This is a genomic window from Phycicoccus sp. 3266 (genome assembly GCF_031456495.1).
GTDB lineage: Bacteria > Actinomycetota > Actinomycetes > Actinomycetales > Dermatophilaceae > Pedococcus.
Map to the genome: position 1 here is coordinate 755,764 of NZ_JAVDUW010000003.1, position 20,113 is coordinate 775,876.

Consider the following 20,113-nt stretch of genomic DNA (forward strand, 5'->3'; position numbering starts at 1 on the left):
TAGTCGACCCGGCCGACAGCCCCGCAGGGCAGGGTGTCGGCCGGGTCGGCGGTACGAGGCGCCGCGGGGCTCAGCCCTTGACGGCCCGCTGGAGCGCCTCGACGCGGTCGGTGCGCTCCCAGGTGAAGGCGTTCTCGACACCCGCGGCGGAGGTGCGGCCGAAGTGGCCGTAGGCCGCAGTCGCCTTGTAGATCGGGCGCAGCAGGTCGAGGTCGTCGACGAGCGCGCCGGGGCGCAGGTCGAAGACCGACGTGATGGCGGCCTGGATCTTGTCGACCGGCTCGGTCTCCGTGCCGAACGTCTCGACGTAGAGGCCCACGGGCTGCGCCTTGCCGATCGCGTAGGCGACCTGGACCTCGCAGCGACGGGCGAGCCCGGCGGCGACGACGTTCTTGGCCACCCAGCGCATCGCGTACGCGGCGGAGCGGTCGACCTTCGACGGGTCCTTGCCCGAGAAGGCGCCGCCGCCGTGGCGGGCCATGCCGCCGTAGGTGTCGACGATGATCTTGCGGCCGGTGAGGCCGGCGTCGCCCATCGGACCGCCGATCTCGAAGCGGCCCGTCGGGTTGATGAGCGAGCGGTAGGACGAGGTGTCGAGCTCGGTGCCCTCGTCGGCCAGCTGCGCCAGGACCGGCCGGATGACGTGCTGCTCGATGTCGGGGGTGAGCAGGTCGTCCAGCGAGACGTCGGCGGCGTGCTGGGTGGAGAGCACCACGGTGTCGAGCTTGACCGCGCGGTCTCCGTCGTAGGCGATGGTGACCTGGGTCTTGCCGTCGGGGCGCAGGTAGGCGACGTCGCCGCTCTTGCGGACCGCGCTCAGGCGCTCGGAGAGCCGGTGCGCGAGGAAGATCGGCAGCGGCATGAGCTCGGCGGTGTCGTCGCAGGCGTACCCGAACATCAGGCCCTGGTCGCCGGCGCCCTGCTTGTCCAGCGGGTCCACGCCACCGGTGCGGCTCTCGTAGGCCGTGTCGACGCCCTGGGCGATGTCGGGGCTCTGCTGGCCGATCGACACCTCGACACCGCACGACGCGCCATCGAAGCCCTTGGTGGAGGAGTCGTACCCGATGCCGAGGACCGTCTCGCGGACGATGCTCGGGATCTCGACGTACGCCTCGGTCGTCACCTCGCCGGCCACGTGGACCAGCCCGGTGGTGACCATGGTCTCGACCGCGACGCGGCTGCGCGGGTCCTGGTCCAGCATCGCGTCGAGGATCGAGTCGGAGATCTGGTCACAGATCTTGTCCGGGTGACCCTCCGTGACCGACTCGGACGTGAACAGGCGTGCGGACACTCAGGTCTCCTTCGCGCGACGACGTTTCGGGGCGCGCCGACCCGGTGGGGCCGACGACCTCGCGAGTCTAGCCGCGGCTACAGGATCTCCTGCACGGCGTCCCAGACTGCGGCGGCCACCTCGTCCTTGGAGGCCGGCCCCGCGTCGACGACGTGGCTGCTGCCCTGGCGCAGGATGTGCACGGTGTTCTCGTCGTGCCCGAAGGTCTTGTCGGCGCCGACCTCGTTGACGACGAGCAGGTCGCAGCCCTTGCGCACCAGCTTCTCCCGGCCGTGGTCGAGCACGCTCCCCCGGTCGTCCCCGGTCTCCGCGGCGAAGCCGACCACGACCGGGCTGGCGTCGTCGCCGCGCTCCTGCACGAGGCCGGCGAGGATGTCGGGGTTGCGGACCAGCTCGATCGTGGGGGCCGCGTCGGGGTCGGCCGGGTCGTGCGACTTCTTGATCTTGGCGTCGGCGTACCGGGCGGGCCGGAAGTCGGCGACCGCCGCGGCCATGACGACGACGTCCGCCTCGCGGGACGCCTCGAGCACGGCGTCCTGCAGCTCGAGAGCCGTCTGCACCGGAACGACCGTGACGCCGTCGGGGGCGGGCAGGGAGCTGTTCGCCGCGACGAGGACGACCTCGGCGCCGCGCCGGGCGGCCACCCGGGCCAGGGCGTAGCCCTGCTTGCCCGAGCTGCGGTTGCCCAGGAACCGCACGGGGTCCAGCGGCTCGCGGGTGCCTCCGGCGCTCACGACGACCCGGCGGCCCTCGAGCCCGTGCTGGTCGGCCGGGGTGGCCGCCGAGCGGCTGGTGTGGGCCGCGTCGGGCCCGGTGGGTGCGGCGACGCCGGGGTGGCCGTGGGCGAGGATCCGCGCGCACACGGCATACAGGTCCTCGGGCTCGGGGAGCCGGCCGGGCCCGGTGTCCGCGCCGGTGAGCCGGCCGCTGGCCGGGGGCACGACGTGCACGCCGCGCTCGGTGAGCGTCTCGACGTTGGCCTGCGTGGCCGGGTGCTCCCACATCTCGGTGTGCATGGCCGGGGCCATGACGACGGGGCAGCGTGCCGTCAGCAGCACGTTGGTGAGCAGGTCACCCGCCAGGCCGTGGGCGGCCTTGGCGAGCAGGTCCGCGGTCGCGGGGGCGACGACGACGAGGTCGGCCTGCTTGCCCAGGCGCACGTGCGGGACCTCGTGGACGCCGGACCACACGTCGGTGTGGACCGGCTTGCCCGACAGCGCCTCCCAGGTGGGGGCGCCGACGAACTGCAGGGCCGACGCGGTCGGCACCACGGTGACGTCGTGACCGGACTCGGTCAGCAGGCGCAGCAGCGAGCAGGCCTTGTAGGCCGCGATGCCACCGCTGACACCGAGGACGATCCGCGCCATCGAGGACTCCCTGCGTCGGGGGGTGGGGTCTGGCTCAGGCCTCGATCGGCTCGGAGGTGACCAGGCCCTCGTTGATCTCGCGCAGCGCGATGGACATGGGCTTCTCGTGCACTTGGCTGTCCACGAGCGGGCCGACGTACTCGAGCAGGCCCTCCTGGAGCTGGCTGTAGTACGCGTTGATCTGACGGGCGCGCTTGGCCGAGTAGATGACCAGGGCGTACTTGGAGTCGGCCTTGGTGAGGAGGTCGTCGATCGGCGGGTTGGTGATGCCGATGGGGTTGGCGACGGTTCCGGACACGGGGGTGCTCACATCTCTGTTGTCGGGTGCAGTCGCTGTCGCGAGACAGCTCGGTCAGTGGGTCCGCATCAATGATACGAGTTCTTCGGCAGCCCGACGAACGTCGTCGTTGACGATCGTGACGTCGAACTCCTTCTCGGCGGCCATCTCCACCTTGGCCGTCTCCAGCCGGCGGGCGCGCTCCTCCTCGTCCTCGGTGCCCCGACCGACGAGCCGGCGCACCAGCTCGTCCCAGCTCGGGGGCGCCAGGAAGACGAACAGCGCCTCCGGCATGGTCTGGCGCACCTGGCGCGCTCCCTGCAGGTCGATCTCGAGCAGGGCCATGCGGTGCGCGGCCAGCGCCTCCTCGACCGGGCGCCGCGGCGTGCCGTAGGAGTTCCGGCCGTGCACCACGGCGGACTCCAGCAGCTCACCGTCACGGTCCATCCGGGCGAACTCGTCGGCGTCGACGAAGTGGTAGTGGACGCCGTCCTCCTCCCCCGGGCGGGGGCGGCGGGTGGTGGCGGAGACGCTCAGCCAGACGTCGGGGAAGTGGTCGCGGACGTATGCCGAGACGGTGCCCTTGCCGACCGCGGTGGGGCCGGCGAGGACGACGAGGCGGTGTGCCCGGTCGGTGTCCCCTGGAGCGGACCCGCTCACGCCTCGTCGAAGCGGGTGAGCAGCGCGGAGATCTGGTTCGCGCCGAGGCCACGGACGCGGCGGCTCTCGGAGATGCCGACCTCCTCCATGATCTGGCGGGCGCGGACCCGGCCGACGCCGGGCATGGACTCGAGGAGGGCGGAGACCTTCATCTTGCCCACGACCTCGTTCTCCTTGCCGTCGGCGATGACCTCCTTCAGCGACCCCTGGGCGTACTTGAGGCGGTTCTTCACCGCCGCACGCTCACGGCGGGCGACGGCGGCCTTCTCCAGGGCGGCAGCTCGCTGCTCCGGCGTCAACGGGGGAAGGGCCACGGCTGCGTCTCCTTGTGCGGACGTGCTGGTGCACGCGAGTCGGTTCGGGGGGTGGGGTGGCACTGACTCTAGCAACCGCCGGTGAAGTCTTCTCCCCGGCGCCTGCCCGGCCCGGGCCGTTGCGCCGTCAGCGCAGCAGCCCCGCCATCGCCTGGCTGGTCGAGCGGGCGCGGTCACGCAGCGCGGACACGTCCGGGCCCGCCGACAGGACCTCGCGGCTGCTGGCCGGCAGGACGTTCGGCAGGGCGTCGCCGAAGACCCGGCGCAGGTCCTCGCTCGTTCCTCCCTGGGCGCCGACGCCGGGGGCCAGGAGCGGCCCGTTGACGGCGGCGAGGTCGAGCTGGAGCTCCTGGACTGCGGTGCCGACGGTGGCACCCACGACCAGCCCGACGCTGCCGAGCTCCCCCCGCTCCCCCGCCGCGGCGTTCTCGGCGGCGGCGCTGCGCACGATGCCCTCCGCCACGCTCGTGTCGCGCAGGCGGGCGTGCTGGACGCTCCGGCCCTCGGGGTTGGAGGTCAGCGCGAGGACGAAGACGCCGCGGCCGGTCTGGGCGGCCAGGTCGAGGGCGGGCCGCAGCGACTCGAAGCCGAGGTAGGGGCTCAGGGTCACGGCGTCCCCGGGCGCCACGGCGTCCTTACCGAGGAACGCCTCGGCGTACGCCGCCATGGTGCTGCCGATGTCGCCGCGCTTGGCGTCGACGAGGACGAGCGTGCCGGCCTCCTGGAGCGCCCGGGTGGCCCGCTCGAGGACGGCGACGCCGGCGGAGCCGAAGACCTCGAAGAAGGCGGACTGCGGCTTGACGACGCCCACGTGCCCCGCGAACGCCTCGACGCAGGTCTCGGTGAACCGGGTCAGGCCCTCGAGGTCGTAGGTGAGGCCCCACGACTCGACGAGGGTGCGGTGCGGGTCGATGCCTGCGCACAGCGGCCCGTAGGCGGCCGTGGCGGCCCGGAGCCGCTGGCCGAAGGTGGTCTCGCTGGTACCGCTCATGTCACGCCATCCTCTCGTGGGCGATCCCGACGACGTCCGACAGCCGGGAGAACCCCTTCTCGTGCAGCAGGTCGCGCAGCTCACGGCCGACTCGGACCGGGGCGCTGGGGTCGTTGAACGCGGCGGTTCCGACCTGCACGGCCGAGGCGCCCGCCGCGACCAGCTCGAGCGCGTCACGCCCGGTGCGGACTCCCCCGACGCCGATGATCGGCACATCGGGCAGCCGCCCGTCGCGCATGGCGGCCCGGGTCTGCCAGACCGCGCGCACGGCGACCGGCCGGACCGCGGGGCCGGACAGGCCGCCGGTCACACCGGCGACCTGGGGGCGCAGCAGGTCGGTGTCGATGACCATGCCGAGCAGGGTGTTGATCATGGTGAGCCCGTCCGCGCCGGCCTCGACGGCCGCCTGCGCCACGGTCACGATGTCGGTGACGTCGGGCGTGAGCTTGGCGAAGATCGGGACCTCGGGCGGCAGCTGCGGGCGCACCTGCGAGACCACGTCGGCCGAGGCGGCCGGGTCGCAGGCGAAGACCAGGCCGCGGTTGGCGACGTTGGGGCAGGAGATGTTGACCTCGACGCCGACGACGGCGGCGAGGGCCTCGCTGGCGGCGAGCCGGGCCGCGACGTCCGCGAACTCGGCGCTCGTGCCGCCGGCGATCGAGACCAGCACCCGGGCGCCGTTCTCGTGCAGCCACGCCAGGTCCTGCTCGACGAAGGCGCTGATGCCGGGGCCCTGCAGGCCGATCGAGTTGAGCATCCCGGACGGCGTCTCGGCCATCCGCGGGGTGCCGCGACCGGAACGCGCGTCGGCCATGACGGACTTGGTGACGAAGGCGCCGAGCTCGCGCAGGTCGAAGAAGCGAGCGAGCTCCTTGCCGTTGGCCGCGCAGCCGGAGGCCGTCATCATCGGGCTGGGCAGCCGCATGCCGGCGAGGTCCACCGACATGTCGACCGCGGCGGTCGTGGTGGTGGTCATCAGTGGCCTCCCGACCGCGGTGCGCCGACGGCGTCGTCGGGCACCCGGCACAGCCCGTTCGAGAACGCGTCCCAGCGCACCCGGTCGCCGCGGAACACCGGTCCCTCGACGCAGGAGCGCACCATCCGGGTCAGCCCGTCGTCGCCGACCACGGGCATGACGCAGGTCATGCACACGCCCACGCCGCAGGCCATCGACTCCTCGACGGCGACGTGGGCCGTGGCGCCCTCGGCGGCCGCCACGTCGGTGATCGAGCGCAGCATCCCCATCGGGCCGCAGCCGTAGACGTTCCCGCCCCCGCCGGCGCGGCGGATCGCCTCGGGCAGCACGTCGGACACCCAGCCGCGGGTCCCCTCGGACCCGTCGTCGGTCGTCACGGTGACGCCGTGGGCGACCTCGCGGGCCTCCTCGACCCCGAACAGCTTCGCGGCCGTGGCGGCCCCGAGGACCACCTCGACGTGGCAGCCCCGGGCGCGCAGCGACCGGGCCAGCCAGGCGAGGGGCGCGCTGCCGTAGCCGCCGCCGACGAGGACGCAGCCCACGGGCTCCTGGGGCACCGGGAACTCGCGACCGAGCGGGCCGATCACGTCGACCTCGTCGCCGGCGCGCAGGCCCGCCAGCCACTCCGTGCCGGCGCCGACGGGCGAGATGACGACGTCGACCGTGTCGGTCGCCGGGTCGGCGCGGTGGATGGAGAAGCAGCGCCGGAGCAGGTTCGCGCTCGTCGGGCCGCCGACCGCCAGGGCGACGAAGTGGCCGGGCCTGGCGTGCTCGGCCAGCCCGGGCACCTCGAAGGTGAGGTGGTGGTAGGCGCCGACACGCTCCGTGGACACGAGCCGTCCCGTCCCCTGCACGACCCGGGTGTCCTGGGCGACGTCGCTCACCGGCGCGCCTCCACGGCATACAGGTCGAGGTCGCGCGCGTGCTCCTGCAGCGGCTTGACGCGGTACTCGCCCTGGAGCTGGGCCTCGATGCCCTGCACCGCGGCGGCGAGCTCCTGCACGGTGGTGACGATCGGCTTGTCCATCGACGTCGTCGCGGCCCGGATGGCGTAGCCGTCGGCGCGCGCGTTCGGGCCGCTGGGCGTGTTGACGACCATGGCGATCTCGCCGGCGAGGATGAGGTCGACGATCGACTGGTCGGCCTCCTCGCGCTCGCTCACCTTGTGCACCACCTCGGACGCGATCCCGTTGCGGCGCAACACGTCTGCGGTACCCGTCGTCGCCACGATCGTGAAGCCGAGGTCGGCGAGGCGCTTGACCGGGAAGATCATCGCCCGCTTGTCGCGGTTGGCGACGGAGACGAACACCTTGCCCGACCGCGGCAGGCCGGAGCCGGCCGCGAGCATGCCCTTGGCGAACGCCGTGCCGAAGTCCTCGTCGATGCCCATGACCTCACCGGTGGAGCGCATCTCCGGCCCGAGCAGGCTGTCGACCACCTGGCCGTCGCGGGTGCGGAACCGCTTGAACGGCAGGACCGCCTCCTTGACCGCGACCGGCGCGTGGCTCGGCATCGAGCCGCCGTCGCCGTGGGCGGGCAGCAGCCCCTCCTCGCGCAGCTCCTTGATCGTCGCGCCGAGCATGACCCGGGCCGCGGCCTTGGCCACCGGCACGCCGGTCGCCTTGGCGACGAACGGGACGGTCCGCGACGCGCGCGGGTTGGCCTCGAGGACGTAGAGCACGTCCTGCGCGAGGGCGAACTGCACGTTCATCAGGCCGCGCACGCCGATGCCCTCGGCGAGCCGCAGCGTCGCCTCGCGCACCCGCTCGAGCTCGGCGACGCCGAGCGTCACCGGCGGCAGGGTGCACGCCGAGTCGCCGGAGTGGATGCCGGCCTCCTCGATGTGCTCCATGATCCCGCCGAGGTACATCTCGGTGCCGTCGTAGAGCGCGTCGACGTCGATCTCGATCGCGTCGTCGAGGAACCGGTCGACGAGCACGGGGTGCTCCGGGCTCGCCACGGTCGCGCGCGTGACGTAGGTCGCCAGGGTGTCGTCGTCGTAGACGATCTCCATGCCGCGACCGCCGAGGACGTAGGACGGCCGCACCAGGACCGGGTACCCGATCTCCTGCGCCACCGCGACCGCCTCGGTCGCGCTGTATGCCGTGCCGTGCCGCGGTGCGGGCAGGTTCGCCTCGGCGAGCACCCGGCCGAACGCGCCGCGGTCCTCGGCGAGGTCGATCGCCTCGGGGCTGGTCCCGACGATCGGCACGCCGGCCTCCTTGAGCGCCTTGGCGAGGCCGAGCGGGGTCTGGCCGCCGAGCTGCACGATGACACCGGCGACCGGGCCGGCCTGCTGCTCGGCGTGGACGACCTCGAGGACGTCCTCGAGGGTGAGCGGCTCGAAGTACAGCCGGCTGCTCGTGTCGTAGTCGGTCGAGACGGTCTCGGGGTTGCAGTTGACCATCACGGTGTCGTAGCCGGCCTCGCGCAGGGCGAAGCTGGCGTGCACGCAGGAGTAGTCGAACTCGACGCCCTGGCCGATCCGGTTGGGGCCGCTGCCGAGGATGATGACGGCCGGCTTCTCGCGCGGCTCCACCTCGGTCTCCTCGTCGTAGGACGAGTAGTGGTACGGCGTCTGGGCCGCGAACTCGGCCGCGCAGGTGTCGACGGTCTTGTAGACCGGGCGCACCCCGAGGGCCTGGCGCACGCCGCGGACGACCGCCTCCGGCATACCGCGCAGCGCCGCGAGCTGGGCGTCGCTGAAGCCGTGACGCTTGGCGAGCCGGAGCAGCTTCGGCGTGAGCTCGCGGGCGCCGGCGATGCGGTCGGCGAGGGCGTTGACGAGGGCGATCTGGTCCAGGAACCACGGGTCGATCCCGGTCTCGTCGTGCACCTCCTCGACCGACAGGCCGCCCCGCATCGCCTGCTGCACGGTGACCAGGCGACCGTCCGTGGGCGTCTTGGCGGTGTGGAGCAGGGTGCGGGCCTGCTCCTCGCTGGGGGTCGGGCCGTCCCAGTGGAACGCGCTGTCCTTGCGCTCGATCGACCGCAGGGCCTTCTGCAGGGCCTCGGTGAAGTTGCGGCCGATGGCCATCGCCTCGCCGACCGACTTCATGGTCGTGGTGAGGGTCGGGTCGGCGGCGGGGAACTTCTCGAACGCGAACCGCGGCACCTTGACCACGACGTAGTCGAGCGTCGGCTCGAAGCTCGCGGGCGTCTCCCGGGTGATGTCGTTCGGGACCTCGTCGAGGGTGTAGCCGATCGCCATCTTCGCGGCGATCTTGGCGATCGGGAAGCCGGTCGCCTTCGACGCCAGGGCCGACGAGCGCGAGACGCGCGGGTTCATCTCGATGACGATGATCCGGCCGTCGTCGGGGTTGACGGCGAACTGGATGTTGCAGCCGCCGGTGTCGACGCCGACCTCGCGGATGATCGCGATGCCGAGGTCTCGCAGCCGCTGGTACTCGCGGTCGGTGAGGGTGAGCGCGGGCGCGACGGTGATCGAGTCACCGGTGTGGACGCCCATCGGGTCGAGGTTCTCGATCGAGCAGACGACCACGACGTTGTCGGCGTGGTCGCGCATGACCTCGAGCTCGTACTCCTTCCAGCCGAGGATCGACTCCTCGAGGAGCACCTCGGTGACCGGGCTGTACTGCAGGCCCGCACCGCCGATCCGACGCAGGTCGGCCTCGTCGTAGGCGAAGCCGGAGCCGAGGCCGCCCATGGTGAACGACGGGCGCACCACGACGGGGTAGCCGAGGTCGTCCGCCGCGGCGAGCAGCTCGTCCATGCTGTGGCAGATCATCGAGCGCGCGGACTCGCCGCCGCAGCGCTCGACGACGCCCTTGAACTTCTCGCGGTCCTCGCCGAGCTGGATGGCCTCGACGTTCGCCCCGATCAGCGGGCAGTTGTACTTCTCGAGGACGCCGGCCTCGTGCAGCGCGATGGCGCAGTTGAGGGCGGTCTGCCCGCCGAGGGTGGCGAGCACCGCGTCGGGCCGCTCGCGGGCGATGATCGACTCGACGACCTCGGGGGTGATCGGCTCGACGTAGGTCGCGTCGGCGAACTCCGGGTCGGTCATTATCGTCGCCGGGTTGGAGTTCACCAGGACGACCCGGATGCCCTCCTCGCGCAGCACCCGGCACGCCTGCGTGCCCGAGTAGTCGAACTCGCACGCCTGCCCGATGACGATCGGCCCGGAGCCGATCACCAGGACGCTCTTGATGTCGTCGCGCTTGCTCACGCGCGGTGTCCCTTCTCCTTGTGGCCCTGCATGAGGGAGATGAAGCGGTCGAACAGGTAGGCCGCGTCGTGCGGGCCTGCTGCCGCCTCGGGGTGGTACTGCACCGAGTACGCCGGCAGGTCGAGGCACTCCAGTCCCTCGACCACGTCGTCGTTGAGGCACACGTGCGAGACCCGCACCCGCCCGTATGCCGTGCCGTCCGCGGCGTCGCTGGGCGCCTGCACGCCCTCCGGGTCGAGCGGGGCGTCGACGGCGAAGCCGTGGTTGTGCGCCGTCACCTCGACCTTGCGCGTCGACCGGTCCATGACCGGCTGGTTGATCCCGCGGTGGCCGTACTTGAGCTTGTAGGTGCCGAAGCCCAGCGCCCGGCCGAGCAGCTGGTTGCCGAAACAGATCCCGAAGAACGGGATGCGGGCTGCGAGCACCTCGCGCAGCACCGCGACCTCGGCGTCGGCCGTGGCCGGGTCGCCGGGGCCGTTGGAGAAGAAGACGCCGTCCGGGCCGTGCTCGCCGCCCACCCGGCGCACCTGCTCGAACGTCGTGGTCGCCGGCAGGACGTGCACCTCGATGCCGTGCTGCGCCATGAGCGCCGGCGTCATCGACTTGATGCCGAGGTCGACGGCCGCGACGGTGAACCGCTTCTCCCCCACCGCGGGCACGACGTACGGCTCGCGGGTGGTGACCTCGGCCGCGAGGGCCGCACCCTGCATGAGCGGGGAGGAGACCACCTCGGCGACGAGCGACTCGACCGGCTCGGAGGCCCGGTCCCCGGAGAAGATCCCGACCCGCATGGCGCCGCGCTCGCGCAGGTGGCGGGTCAGCGCACGGGTGTCGATGCCGCTGATCCCGACGACACCCTGGGCCGCGAGGTCGTCCTCGAGCGACTGCTGGGAGCGCCAGTTCGAGGGCCGCAGGGCGGGGTCGCGGACGACGTAGCCGGCCACCCAGATGCGCCGGGACTCGGGGTCCTCGTCGTTGACGCCGGTGTTGCCGACGTGCGGGGCGGTCATGACGACGACCTGGCGGTGGTAGCTCGGGTCGGTGAGGGTCTCCTGGTAGCCGGTCATGCCGGTCGAGAAGACGGCCTCGCCGACCGTGCTGCCGGTGGCGCCGTAGGCCTCGCCACGGAAGACCCGGCCGTCCTCGAGCACCAGCACGGCGTCGTCGCGGTCGAGGTCCAGCTGTGCGGCCACACTCATCGGGTGGTCCCTCCTTCGGGTGCCGTGGGCTCGCGCCCCTGCTCGGTGTCTGTGTCGGTGTCTACGTCGGTGTCGGTCTCGTCTGCGCCGGTGCCCGCCGCTGGTGCCGGCGCCGGGTCCGGCGTCTCGGCGGCCTCGCTGCTGTGCCACCACAGCGCGGACTCGACCCGGTCGACGTCGGCGCGGTAGCGCGGGTGGAAGCCGGTCTCGTAGACGGCGCCGTCCTCGGCGCGCCACTGCAGGACGAGCAGCCGGTTGGCGCCGAGGAACTTCCCGGCCATGCCCCGGTCGCGGCGCACGCTGACCAGGCGGCTGCCCGGCACGACGACCGTCGACTCGCCCTGGCGGTCGATCCGCACCAGCTGGTCGGGGTTTCCGCGGCTGACCGTGAGGGTCGCGCGGGACCGGTTGCCCAGGCCCTCGACGGCGACGCGCTCGAGCCGGCTCTCCGCGGTCGTCGTGCTGATGTACGTGCCCTCCACCACGAGGCTGTGCCCGCGCTGGTCGTCCAGGGCAGGGGCGGCCGGTGCCGCGTCCTCGGTGCGGTGCCGCTCGACGGCGATGACCGCCGAGGCGTTGCGCCGGCGCTTGCGCAGCCACGCGGCATACAGCAGGGCGTAGACCAGGCCGAGGGCCACGAGCATGACCCCCACCGCCTGAAGTCGCGTCACGCGAGGGCTCCCTTCTGGGCGGTGACCCGGCCGCGCAGGACGGTGGCGTGGACGGCACCCCGGAAGGTGCGCCCGTGCCACGGGTTGTTGCGCGACAGGGAGAGCGAGGCGCTCCGGTCGACGGTGACCTCGGCGGTCGGGTCGACGAGCGTGAGGTTGGCGGGCGACCCGGGCTCCAGCGGCCCGCCATGCCCGTCGAGCCCGGCGATGCGTGCCGGGTTGCCCGACATGACGCGGGCCACGCCGGCCCAGTCGAGCAGCCCCGACCCCACCATCACGTCGGACACCACCGACAGGGCCGTCTCGAGGCCGAGCATGCCGAACGCCGCGTCGACGAAGGCGTGCTCCTTGTCGTGCCGGGCGTGCGGGGCGTGGTCGGTGGCCACGGCGTCGATGGTGCCGTCCGCGAGCGCCGCGCGCAGGGCGTCGACGTCCTCCTGCGGGCGCAGCGGCGGGTTGACCTTGTACACCGGGTCGTAGCCGGCGAGCAGGTCGGTCGTGAGCAGCAGGTGGTGCGGCGTCACCTCGGCGGTGACGTCGATGCCCTGCGCCTTGGCCCAGCGGACCACCTCCACCGTCCCGGCGGTGGACACGTGGGCGACGTGGACGCGCGACCCGGTGTGCCGCGCCAGCATGACGTCGCGGGCGACGATGCTCTCCTCGGCGATGCCTGGCCACCCGGGCAGCCCGAGCCGGCCGGACAGCTCACCCTCGTGCGCGCAGGCCTGGCTGCTCGCGAGGTGCGGGTCCTGCGCGTGCTGCGAGACGACGCCGCCGAAGGCCCGGACGTACTCCAGGGCCCGGCGCATCACCCGCGAGTCGGCGACGCAGTGGCCGTCGTCGGAGAAGACGCGCACCGCGGCCCGGGACCGGTGCATGAGGCCGAGCTCGGCGAGCTCCTCGCCGGCCAGGCCCTTGGTGACGGCGCCGACGGGCACGACGTCGACGAGCCCGGCGGCCCGGCCGAGGTCGAGGATGCGCTCCGCCGCCTCGGCGGTGTCGGTCACGGGCGTGGTGTTGGCCATGGCCAGGACGGCGGTGTAGCCACCGACCGCTGCGGCGGCCGACCCGGACGCGATCGTCTCGGCGTCCTCGCGGCCGGGCTCACGGAGGTGGGTGTGCAGGTCGACCAGGCCCGGCAGGGCGACCAGCCCGTCGGCATCGAGCACGTCCGCGCCCCTGGCGGAGCGGATCGAGCCGACCTGCGTCACGACGCCGTCCTCGACCAGCAGGTCCTGGGCTCCCTGTCCGAGCAGGTCGGCCCCGGTCACGAGCAGCGCGGGCATCAGGCGTCCTCTCCTTCGCTTCCGGTGCCGGTCCCGGCACTCCTCGGCGCTGCGGTCCTCGCTCGTGCCTCGCTCGTGTCCTCGCGCTGTTCGTCGTTGCCGGCCAGCAGGTGGTAGAGCACGGACATCCGCACCGCCACCCCCGCGCTGACCTGGTCGAGCACGAGGCTCTGGGCGGCGTCGGCGGCGTCGGCCGCGATCTCCAGGCCGCGGTTCATCGGACCCGGATGGCAGATGACGGCGTCGGGGTTGGCTGCGGTGAGCGCGTCGAGCCGGGCGCGGGTCAGGCCGTAGCCGACGGTGTACTCGCGGGCCGTCGGGAAGAACCCACCGCTCATCCGCTCGCGCTGCACCCGCAGCATCATCACCGCGTCGGCCGTCGGAAGGACTGCGTCGAGGTCGTGGCTGAGCGCGAACCCGTCCCGCTCCGACCAGGCCCGGATGCCGCTCGGCATCAGCGTCGGCGGTGCGACGAGGGTGACCTTCGCGCCCAGCGTTCGCAGGGTGATGAGGTTCGAGCGCACCACCCGCGAGTGGGTGAGGTCGCCGACGATCGCGACGTGCCGCCCCTCGAGGCTGCCGAGCCGGTGCTCCATCGTGTACGCGTCGAGCAGGGCCTGCGTCGGGTGCTCGTGGGTGCCGTCCCCGGCGTTGACGACGTGGGCGTCGACCCACTGGCTGACCTGGTGGGCGGCGCCGCTGGCGGAGTGCCGGATGACCAGGGCGTCCACACCCATGGCGGCCACGGTCATCACCGTGTCGCGCAGCGACTCGCCCTTGGAGGTCGAGGAGCCCTTGCCGCTGATGTTGATGACGTCCGCGGAGAGCCACTTGCCGGCGATCTCGAAGCTGCTGCGCGTCCGGGTGGAGTCCTCGAAGAAGAGGTTCACCACCGTGCGGCCGCGCAGGGTGGGGAGCTTCTTGACCTCGCGCTTCTGCACGGCGTGCATCTCGGCGGCGGTGTCGAGCAGCTCGCGCACCTGCTCGCGGCTCAGGTCGGCCGAGGACAGCAGGTGCCGGCGCGGGCGTGCCGTGGCGGCGCCGCCCGTCGTGGCGCTGCCCGCGGTCGTGGCGGTGGTGGTCATCGGGGCTCCCCTCCGGCGATGGTGACCTGGTCCTCGACGCCGTCCGGCTCGGCGAGCCGGACCCGGACCTTCTCGCTGCTCGAGGTGGGCAGGTTCTTGCCGACGTGGTCGGCGCGGATCGGCAGCTCGCGGTGGCCGCGGTCGACGAGCACGGCGAGCCGGACGACCCGCGGGCGGCCCAGGTCCGAGAGGGCGTCGAGAGCGGCCCGCACGGTGCGGCCCGAGTACAGGACGTCGTCGACCAGTACGACGACCTTGTCGTCGATGCCCGTGGCCGGGATGTCGGTGTGCATCGGGCTGCGGGTCGGCTGCCGGCGCAGGTCGTCGCGGTGCATGGTGACGTCGAGCGCGCCGACCGCGACCGGGACGCCCTCGACCTCCTCGATGAGGGCCGCGAGCCGGTGGGCCAGCACCACGCCGCGGGTGGGGATGCCCAGCACGACGAGGTCGGCGGCACCCTTGTTGCGCTCGAGGATCTCGTGGGCGACGCGGCGCAGCACCCGGGAGACGTCGGCGGCGCTCATCACCGAGCGCTCGTCCGCAGCAGGGCTGGGGGAACCGGGTGCCGGAGGAGTGGCGGAGCCGGCGGGAGCGGAGGGCTCGACCGCGGCGGGTACAGCTGAGTCTGGACGCATGACGGCGTCTGGACCTCCTTCCCTGCCTCACGGGACAGGTCGTTAAAGGATGTCGTTCGGGAGCAACTGTAACGGGTCGGCTCGTGGAGGTGCGACGCGGCCCACCAGCAGGTAGGACCGAGGGGGTCCCGACCGGGACCTCGAGTCGACACCGACAGGAGAGACGATGACGAGCACCCCGACCGTCGCCGTGCTGGGCACGGGCATCATGGGCGCAGGGATGGCCCGCAGCCTGCGCCGCGCCGACCTGCCCGTCCGCGTGTGGAACCGCAGCCGGGACAAGGCCGAGCCGCTCGCGCAGGCCGGTGCCACCGTCAGCGACACCGCGGCCGAGGCCGTCGACGGTGCCGACGTCGTGGTCACCATGCTCTACGACCACGAGGCCGTCCGGTCGACGGTCGAGCAGTGCGCCGACGCGTTCGGGTCGGACACGGTCTGGCTGCAGGCGTCGACCGTCGGGGTCGCGGGCACCGAGGCGCTCGCGTCCCTCGCCGCCGGGCGGGGCATCGCGTTCCTCGACGCGCCGGTGCTTGGGACGAAGGACCCGGCCGAGAAGGGCGCCCTGGTCGTCCTGGTCTCCGGCGACCGGTCGCTGGCCGACCGCGTGCAGCCGGTGCTCGACGCCGTCGGCTCACGGACCATGTGGGTCGGCGACGAGGCCGGCGCGGCGAGCCGGCTCAAGCTGGCGGTCAACTCGTGGGTCGCGACGATCAACGCCGGCGTCGGCCAGGCGCTGGCCCTGGCCGAGGGGCTGGGCGTCGACCCCCGGCTGTTCCTCGAGGCGATCGGCGGCGGCCCCACGGACACGCCCTACGCCCAGCTCAAGGGCGGCCTCGTCCTCGAGCGCGCCTACTCCCCCGCGTTCGCCGTCGACAACGTCTCCAAGGACGTCGGGCTCATGGTGGAGGCGGCGACGCAGGCAGGGGTGGACACGCGCGTGCTCGAGGCGCTGGCCGCGGCCTACGCGCGCGCCTCCGAGCAGGGGCACGGCGGGGACGACATGGCGGCGGTCGCCGAGGTGTTCCGCGTGCACCGGGACTGACGGGGTGGCCCGTGGCGCGTAGTCCTTCGGCATGATGACGCGCCGCGGGCGCACGAGGACCGTGTGACGTGGACTGCCCGCGGTGAAGGGTCACGAGCGATCCGTCAGGGGGTCGCACCCCGTGGCCCCGCTCACCCCCAGGAGCACCACCATGCACAGGATCGGACTGCTGCGACGCCTGGCCCTCGCCGTCGCCGGAACCACTGCCCTCGCCATCCCCGTCGCCCTCGCCCCGTCGGCCTCCGCCCAGACCACCCCGGTCACCTGGCACGTCCGGGTGGGAGCCGAGTCGCCCGACATGGCCGTCAGCGCGATGGCCTTCCTGCCCAAGGAGGTCTGGGTCGACGCCGGCGACACGGTCCACTGGACCGCCGGCAGCGCCGAGCCGCACACGGTCACCTTCCTCGCGCCGGGCGCGTCGCTGACCCCGTTCAACCCCTTCGACCCCACGCAGGTCAGCAGGCAGGGCGGCACGACGGAGGACGGCACGGCATACACGAACTCGGGGATCATGGCGACGCAGCCGATCTTCACGTTCACCGACCCGGCCACCAGCTACGACCTGACCTTCCCGACGGTCGGGAGCTACACCTACTACTGCCTCGTGCACGGCGAGATGATGTCGGGCACGGTCCACGTGCGGGCGGCGGGCACGCCCTACCCGTACACGCAGCAGGACTACAACCGGGTCGGGAACGCCGAGGCTGCGGCGGACCTCGCCGCGGGCCGCGACGCCTGGCGGGCGTCGAAGCAGGCGCACGCGACCACCGGCCACTCGGTCGAGGTCGGCATCGACGGTGACGGGTTCTCCGTGATGCGGTTCGTGCGCGACCACGTCGTCGTCCACGTGGGTGACACCGTCTCGTTCACCACCATGGGCGAGGCACCGCACACCGTCACGTTCGGGCAGGAGCCGCCCATCCCGGCCTTGTTCGGGCCCTCGGGCGACCCCGCGCACTTCGCCGGCGGCGACCTGAACAGCGGCCTGCTCGCACCGGGCGTCCCGTTCTCCGTGACCTTCACGGCGACGGGCACCTTCCACTACATCTGCGCCATCCACGACGGGATGGGCATGGTCGGGGACGTCCTCGTCGAGCCCTGACCGGCCCGGCGGACGGGCCTGCCGCGGCCGGTCGGGGCTCAGCCCAGGTGGCGCACCATCGCCACCCGGCGACCGGACTGCGGCAGCCCGATCCGCTCCTCGGCGTCGAGCATCGGCGCCATCCACGCGGGTTCGGGCACCAGCTCGGTGAAGCCGAGGCGGGCGTACAACGGCCCGTTCCAGGCGATGTCGGCGAAGGTCCGCAGCGTGACGCGGTCGAAGCCCCTGGCCGCGGCCTCGGCGCACACCGCCTCCACCAGGGCGGTGCCGATCCCCCGGCGGCCGTGGTCCGGGTGGACGGCCAGCTGCTCGAGGTGCGCCTTCACACCATGCGGTGCGTCGCCTGCCAGCACCAGCACGTGGGCGAACCCGACGACCGGGTCGCCGGCCACGAGCAGGAACCCCGGCTCGGCGGCCCGGGCCGCACCGCTGGGCGGCTCGCCCCACAGGCTGGTGTCCACGACAGGGTCGAACAGTCGGTCCGCGGCGGACTCCACCGCGGCCAGCTGCGGCAGGTCGGTGGCGGTCGCCGGCCGCACGGCACACCGGCTCGCGCGGTGCCCGGCATCGCCCGTCACGGCAGGCTCAGGCGAGGGTGGGCTTGACCTCGGCCAGCCGGCCGAGCAGGCCGTTGACGAACTTGGGGCTGTCGTCGGTCGAGAGGCTGGTCGCGAGCTCGACGGCCTCGGAGATCGCCACGCCCTCGGGGACGTCGTCGCCGTAGAGCACCTCGAAGGCACCGAGCCGCAGGATCGCGCGGTCGACGCTCGGCATGCGCTCGAGCGACCAGCCCTGCGAGTACGTCGTCAGCAGCTCGTTGATGTCGGTCCAGTGGGCGACGACACCCTCGACGAGGTCGGCGGTGTACTGGTTGAGCGGCGCCTCGGTGACCGGCTTCGCGAGCCGCTCGGCGAGCAGGTCGCGGGCGTTGAGCCCGCGCTGCTCGGCCTCGAAGAGGATGTCGACGGCGCGCTTGCGCGCCTTGGAGCGAGCAGCCACCTCAGCTCACGCGGCCGAGGTACGAGCCGTCGCGGGTGTCGACCTTGACCTTGGTGCCCTGCTCGAGGAACAGGGGGACGTTGATCGTCGCGCCGGTCTCGAGGGTGGCCGGCTTGGTGCCGCCGGTTGAGCGGTCTCCCTGCAGGCCCGGCTCGGTGTAGGTGATCTCGAGGACGACCGAGGCAGGGAGCTCGACGTAGAGCACGGTGCCGTCGTGGGTGGCGACCTGGGCGACCTGGTTCTCGAGCAGGTAGTTCGCGACGTCGCCGACCGTGGCCTCGGGGATGTGGATCTGGTCGTAGGTGTCGCCGTCCATGAAGACGAAGTCGCTGCCGTCCTTGTACAGGTACTGCATGTCGCGACGGTCGACGTTCGCGGTCTCGACCTTGACGCCCGCGTTGAACGTCCGGTCGACGACCTTGCCGGACAGGACGTTCTTGAGCTTCGTGCGCACGAACGCCGGGCCCTTGCCGGGCTTGACGTGCTGGAACTCCACGACGGACCAGAGCTGGCCCTCGATGTTGAGCACCATGCCGTTCTTGAGGTCGTTGGTCGATGCCACGGGGAAGTCGCTTTCTCGTCGGTGGGCGCGGGCCGGTGGGCGCCGCCGCCGGTCTCGGTGTGCCGCGTGGCTCGGCGCGCGCGGCAGTCCCGGAAGTTCGGGGTGGGGATCGGCGGACAGTCTAGCCGCCGGGCCCGTCCTGCCCCGAATCGCCGTGCTGCCTAGGGTGGGGTCCGTGACCAGCAGCGACGACACCCGCACCACCGACGCCCCGATGACGTACCGGCCCCTCGGTGACAGCGGGCTCGTCGTGAGCAGCCTCGGCCTGGGCTGCAACGCCTTCGGCCGGCGGGTCGACCAGGACGGGGTGGCGGCGCTGCTGAGGGCGTCCCGGGACGTCGGGCTGACGCTGCTCGACACCGCCGACATCTACGGCGGCCGGCCCGGGCAGAGCGAGTCGATGCTCGGCGAGGCCCTGCAGGGACAGCGCGACGAGTTCGTGCTGGCGACCAAGTTCGGGATGGACATGCAGGGTGCCAACGGCGAGGACTTCGGCGTGCGCGGGTCGCGCCGGTACGTCCGCCGCGCCGTGGAGGCCAGCCTGCGCCGGCTGCGGACCGACCACATCGACCTGTACCAGCTGCACCGGCCGGACCCGGTGACGCCGCTGGAGGAGACCCTCGAGGCGCTGACCGACCTCGTCCGCGAGGGCAAGGTCCTCTACATCGGGTGCTCGAACTTCGACGGCTGGCAGGTGGCGGATGCCGCGTGGACGTCGCAGACCGCCGGGCTGGCGTCGTTCGTCTCGGTGCAGAACGAGTACAACCTGCTCGACCGCGAGATCGAGGCCGAGGTGGTGCCGGCGTGCGAGCGGTTCGGCCTGGGCATCCTGCCGTTCTTCCCGCTCGCGCACGGGCTGCTCACGGGCAAGTACCGCCGGGGCGAGGAGGCACCGGCGGGGTCGCGCGCAGCCTTGGAGTCGGACCGCGCCGGCTGGCTTGCCGACGCCGACTGGGACCGGATCGAGGGGCTCGACCGCTTCGCCGCCGAGCGCGACCTCGAGCTGCTGGACGTCGCCATGGGCGGGCTCGCCGCGCAGCCGGCCGTCGCGTCGGTCATCGCCGGTGCGACGCGCCCCGAGCAGGTGGTGCGCAACGCCCGGGCCGTCGCGTGGGAGCCGACGACAGCCGACCTCGCCGAGCTCGACCAGCTCTGACCGCCGGGACCGACCCCGATGCGGTCGGTGGCGACGCCTACGTCCAGGAGCCCCCGTTGCCCCAGCCGGCGCCGGGGTGGACGTGCACCTCGTCGTCCTGCCACGCCTCGTTGCGTCGGCCGCGCAGGCGCCTGACGATCCCGTAGCCGATGAGCGCCGCGAAGGCGGCAACCCCCAGCCCGAACACGGCATACAGGAACACGCCCATGGCCACCCCCTCGAGACGAACCGTCCACGCCCACGGTACCGCTCGACGCCTGACGCGGGAGTGGGAAAGGGCGAGAGGGTGGAACTGGGGCGCGTGGGCGGAAACG

General features: G+C 72.8%; 21 protein-coding genes. 3 read left to right on the plus strand and 18 right to left on the minus strand.

What is annotated here, in order from left to right:
* Window positions 1–70 precede the first annotated feature (70 nt).
* From metK to pyrR, 14 genes are all read right to left on the minus strand, one after another.
* Window positions 71–1,291, minus strand: coding sequence for a methionine adenosyltransferase (gene metK / locus J2X64_RS18015; RefSeq protein ID WP_310157428.1), 1,221 nt, complete (start codon window positions 1,289–1,291; stop codon window positions 71–73).
* A gap of 77 nt (window positions 1,292–1,368) precedes the next feature.
* Window positions 1,369–2,658, minus strand: coding sequence for a bifunctional phosphopantothenoylcysteine decarboxylase/phosphopantothenate synthase (locus J2X64_RS18020; RefSeq protein WP_310157430.1), 1,290 nt, complete (start codon window positions 2,656–2,658; stop codon window positions 1,369–1,371).
* Between the two features lie 34 nt (window positions 2,659–2,692).
* Window positions 2,693–2,956 carry a DNA-directed RNA polymerase subunit omega gene (gene rpoZ, locus J2X64_RS18025; RefSeq protein ID WP_171241867.1) on the minus strand — a complete coding sequence of 88 codons (264 nt, stop codon included), beginning with the start codon at window positions 2,954–2,956 and terminating at the stop codon, window positions 2,693–2,695.
* 54 nt (window positions 2,957–3,010) lie between these two features.
* Complete coding sequence (gmk, locus tag J2X64_RS18030) at window positions 3,011–3,595, minus strand: guanylate kinase (RefSeq protein ID WP_310157432.1); 585 nt, start codon at window positions 3,593–3,595, stop codon at window positions 3,011–3,013.
* A complete protein-coding gene (gene mihF / locus J2X64_RS18035) occupies window positions 3,592–3,909 on the minus strand; it encodes an integration host factor, actinobacterial type (protein ID WP_310157435.1) in 318 nt (105 codons plus the stop codon). The genes gmk and mihF overlap by 4 nt, the downstream gene beginning before the upstream one ends.
* Window positions 3,910–4,036: 127 nt before the next feature.
* Window positions 4,037–4,900: an orotidine-5'-phosphate decarboxylase gene (gene pyrF / locus J2X64_RS18040; protein WP_310157437.1), complete on the minus strand. Its 864-nt coding sequence runs from the start codon at window positions 4,898–4,900 to the stop codon at window positions 4,037–4,039.
* A 1-nt stretch (window position 4,901) separates the two neighbouring features.
* The gene (locus J2X64_RS18045) at window positions 4,902–5,876 is read right to left on the minus strand and encodes a dihydroorotate dehydrogenase (protein ID WP_310157440.1); all 975 of its coding nucleotides are present in this window, start codon (window positions 5,874–5,876) and stop codon (window positions 4,902–4,904) included.
* Window positions 5,876–6,760 (minus strand): dihydroorotate dehydrogenase electron transfer subunit, encoded by an 885-nt coding sequence (locus tag J2X64_RS18050; protein ID WP_310157442.1) that lies wholly within the window; start codon window positions 6,758–6,760, stop codon window positions 5,876–5,878. The genes J2X64_RS18045 and J2X64_RS18050 overlap by 1 nt, the downstream gene beginning before the upstream one ends.
* A complete protein-coding gene (gene carB, locus J2X64_RS18055) occupies window positions 6,757–10,062 on the minus strand; it encodes a carbamoyl-phosphate synthase large subunit (protein ID WP_310157445.1) in 3,306 nt (1,101 codons plus the stop codon). The genes J2X64_RS18050 and carB overlap by 4 nt, the downstream gene beginning before the upstream one ends.
* The gene (gene carA, locus J2X64_RS18060; protein WP_310157448.1) at window positions 10,059–11,261 is read right to left on the minus strand and encodes a glutamine-hydrolyzing carbamoyl-phosphate synthase small subunit; all 1,203 of its coding nucleotides are present in this window, start codon (window positions 11,259–11,261) and stop codon (window positions 10,059–10,061) included. The genes carB and carA overlap by 4 nt, the downstream gene beginning before the upstream one ends.
* On the minus strand, window positions 11,258–11,932 hold the full coding sequence (locus J2X64_RS18065) for a hypothetical protein (protein WP_310157450.1): 675 nt from the start codon (window positions 11,930–11,932) through the stop codon (window positions 11,258–11,260). Before J2X64_RS18065 ends, carA begins: the two co-directional genes overlap by 4 nt.
* Window positions 11,929–13,218 (minus strand): dihydroorotase, encoded by a 1,290-nt coding sequence (locus tag J2X64_RS18070; protein WP_310157452.1) that lies wholly within the window; start codon window positions 13,216–13,218, stop codon window positions 11,929–11,931. Before J2X64_RS18070 ends, J2X64_RS18065 begins: the two co-directional genes overlap by 4 nt.
* On the minus strand, window positions 13,218–14,303 hold the full coding sequence (locus J2X64_RS18075; RefSeq protein WP_310157455.1) for an aspartate carbamoyltransferase catalytic subunit: 1,086 nt from the start codon (window positions 14,301–14,303) through the stop codon (window positions 13,218–13,220). Before J2X64_RS18075 ends, J2X64_RS18070 begins: the two co-directional genes overlap by 1 nt.
* Window positions 14,300–14,827, minus strand: a complete 528-nt coding sequence (gene pyrR / locus J2X64_RS18080) for a bifunctional pyr operon transcriptional regulator/uracil phosphoribosyltransferase PyrR (RefSeq protein ID WP_310157457.1) — start codon at window positions 14,825–14,827, stop codon at window positions 14,300–14,302. The genes J2X64_RS18075 and pyrR overlap by 4 nt, the downstream gene beginning before the upstream one ends.
* Before the next feature lie 277 nt (window positions 14,828–15,104).
* On the opposite strand from pyrR, the gene J2X64_RS18085 reads away from it, so the two are divergent.
* Window positions 15,105–15,980 (plus strand): NAD(P)-dependent oxidoreductase, encoded by an 876-nt coding sequence (locus J2X64_RS18085; protein ID WP_310157459.1) that lies wholly within the window; start codon window positions 15,105–15,107, stop codon window positions 15,978–15,980.
* 151 nt (window positions 15,981–16,131) lie between these two features.
* A complete protein-coding gene (locus tag J2X64_RS18090) occupies window positions 16,132–17,082 on the plus strand; it encodes a plastocyanin/azurin family copper-binding protein (protein ID WP_310157461.1) in 951 nt (316 codons plus the stop codon).
* Window positions 17,083–17,120: 38 nt separating this feature from the next.
* Here J2X64_RS18090 and J2X64_RS18095 read toward each other — a convergent pair whose 3' ends face one another.
* From J2X64_RS18095 to efp, 3 genes are read right to left on the minus strand one after another with little or no spacing between them, the layout of a single operon-like run.
* Entirely contained in the window at window positions 17,121–17,660 is a 540-nt protein-coding gene (locus J2X64_RS18095; RefSeq protein WP_310157463.1) for a GNAT family N-acetyltransferase, read from the minus strand.
* Window positions 17,661–17,667: 7 nt separating this feature from the next.
* Window positions 17,668–18,081 (minus strand): transcription antitermination factor NusB, encoded by a 414-nt coding sequence (gene nusB, locus J2X64_RS18100; RefSeq protein WP_310157465.1) that lies wholly within the window; start codon window positions 18,079–18,081, stop codon window positions 17,668–17,670.
* A 1-nt stretch (window position 18,082) separates the two neighbouring features.
* On the minus strand, window positions 18,083–18,643 hold the full coding sequence (gene efp, locus J2X64_RS18105; RefSeq protein WP_310157467.1) for an elongation factor P: 561 nt from the start codon (window positions 18,641–18,643) through the stop codon (window positions 18,083–18,085).
* A gap of 214 nt (window positions 18,644–18,857) precedes the next feature.
* Here efp and J2X64_RS18110 point away from each other — a divergent pair, with 214 nt between their 5' ends.
* Window positions 18,858–19,799 carry an aldo/keto reductase gene (locus J2X64_RS18110; RefSeq protein ID WP_310157602.1) on the plus strand — a complete coding sequence of 314 codons (942 nt, stop codon included), beginning with the start codon at window positions 18,858–18,860 and terminating at the stop codon, window positions 19,797–19,799.
* A gap of 37 nt (window positions 19,800–19,836) precedes the next feature.
* Here the strand turns inward: J2X64_RS18110 and J2X64_RS18115 are convergent, their stop codons facing one another.
* Window positions 19,837–20,007, minus strand: a complete 171-nt coding sequence (locus J2X64_RS18115) for a hypothetical protein (protein WP_310157469.1) — start codon at window positions 20,005–20,007, stop codon at window positions 19,837–19,839.
* Window positions 20,008–20,113: the final 106 nt, after the last annotated feature.

Excerpts from the sequence above, each read along its gene's own strand:
- J2X64_RS18020 (WP_310157430.1), bottom strand. The coding sequence starts at position 2,658 with ATGGCGCGGATCGTCCTCGGTGTCAGCGGTGGCATCGCGGCCTACAAG.
- pyrF (WP_310157437.1), bottom strand. The coding sequence starts at position 4,900 with ATGAGCGGTACCAGCGAGACCACCTTCGGCCAGCGGCTCCGGGCCGCC.
- J2X64_RS18045 (WP_310157440.1), bottom strand. The coding sequence starts at position 5,876 with ATGACCACCACCACGACCGCCGCGGTCGACATGTCGGTGGACCTCGCC.
- carA (WP_310157448.1), bottom strand. The coding sequence starts at position 11,261 with ATGAGTGTGGCCGCACAGCTGGACCTCGACCGCGACGACGCCGTGCTG.
- J2X64_RS18070 (WP_310157452.1), bottom strand. The coding sequence starts at position 13,218 with ATGCCCGCGCTGCTCGTGACCGGGGCCGACCTGCTCGGACAGGGAGCC.
- J2X64_RS18075 (WP_310157455.1), bottom strand. The coding sequence starts at position 14,303 with ATGACCACCACCGCCACGACCGCGGGCAGCGCCACGACGGGCGGCGCC.
- pyrR (WP_310157457.1), bottom strand. The coding sequence starts at position 14,827 with ATGAGCGCCGCCGACGTCTCCCGGGTGCTGCGCCGCGTCGCCCACGAG.
- J2X64_RS18085 (WP_310157459.1), top strand. The coding sequence starts at position 15,105 with ATGACGAGCACCCCGACCGTCGCCGTGCTGGGCACGGGCATCATGGGC.
- J2X64_RS18090 (WP_310157461.1), top strand. The coding sequence starts at position 16,132 with ATGCACAGGATCGGACTGCTGCGACGCCTGGCCCTCGCCGTCGCCGGA.
- J2X64_RS18110 (WP_310157602.1), top strand. The coding sequence starts at position 18,858 with ATGACGTACCGGCCCCTCGGTGACAGCGGGCTCGTCGTGAGCAGCCTC.
- J2X64_RS18115 (WP_310157469.1), bottom strand. The coding sequence starts at position 20,007 with ATGGGCGTGTTCCTGTATGCCGTGTTCGGGCTGGGGGTTGCCGCCTTC.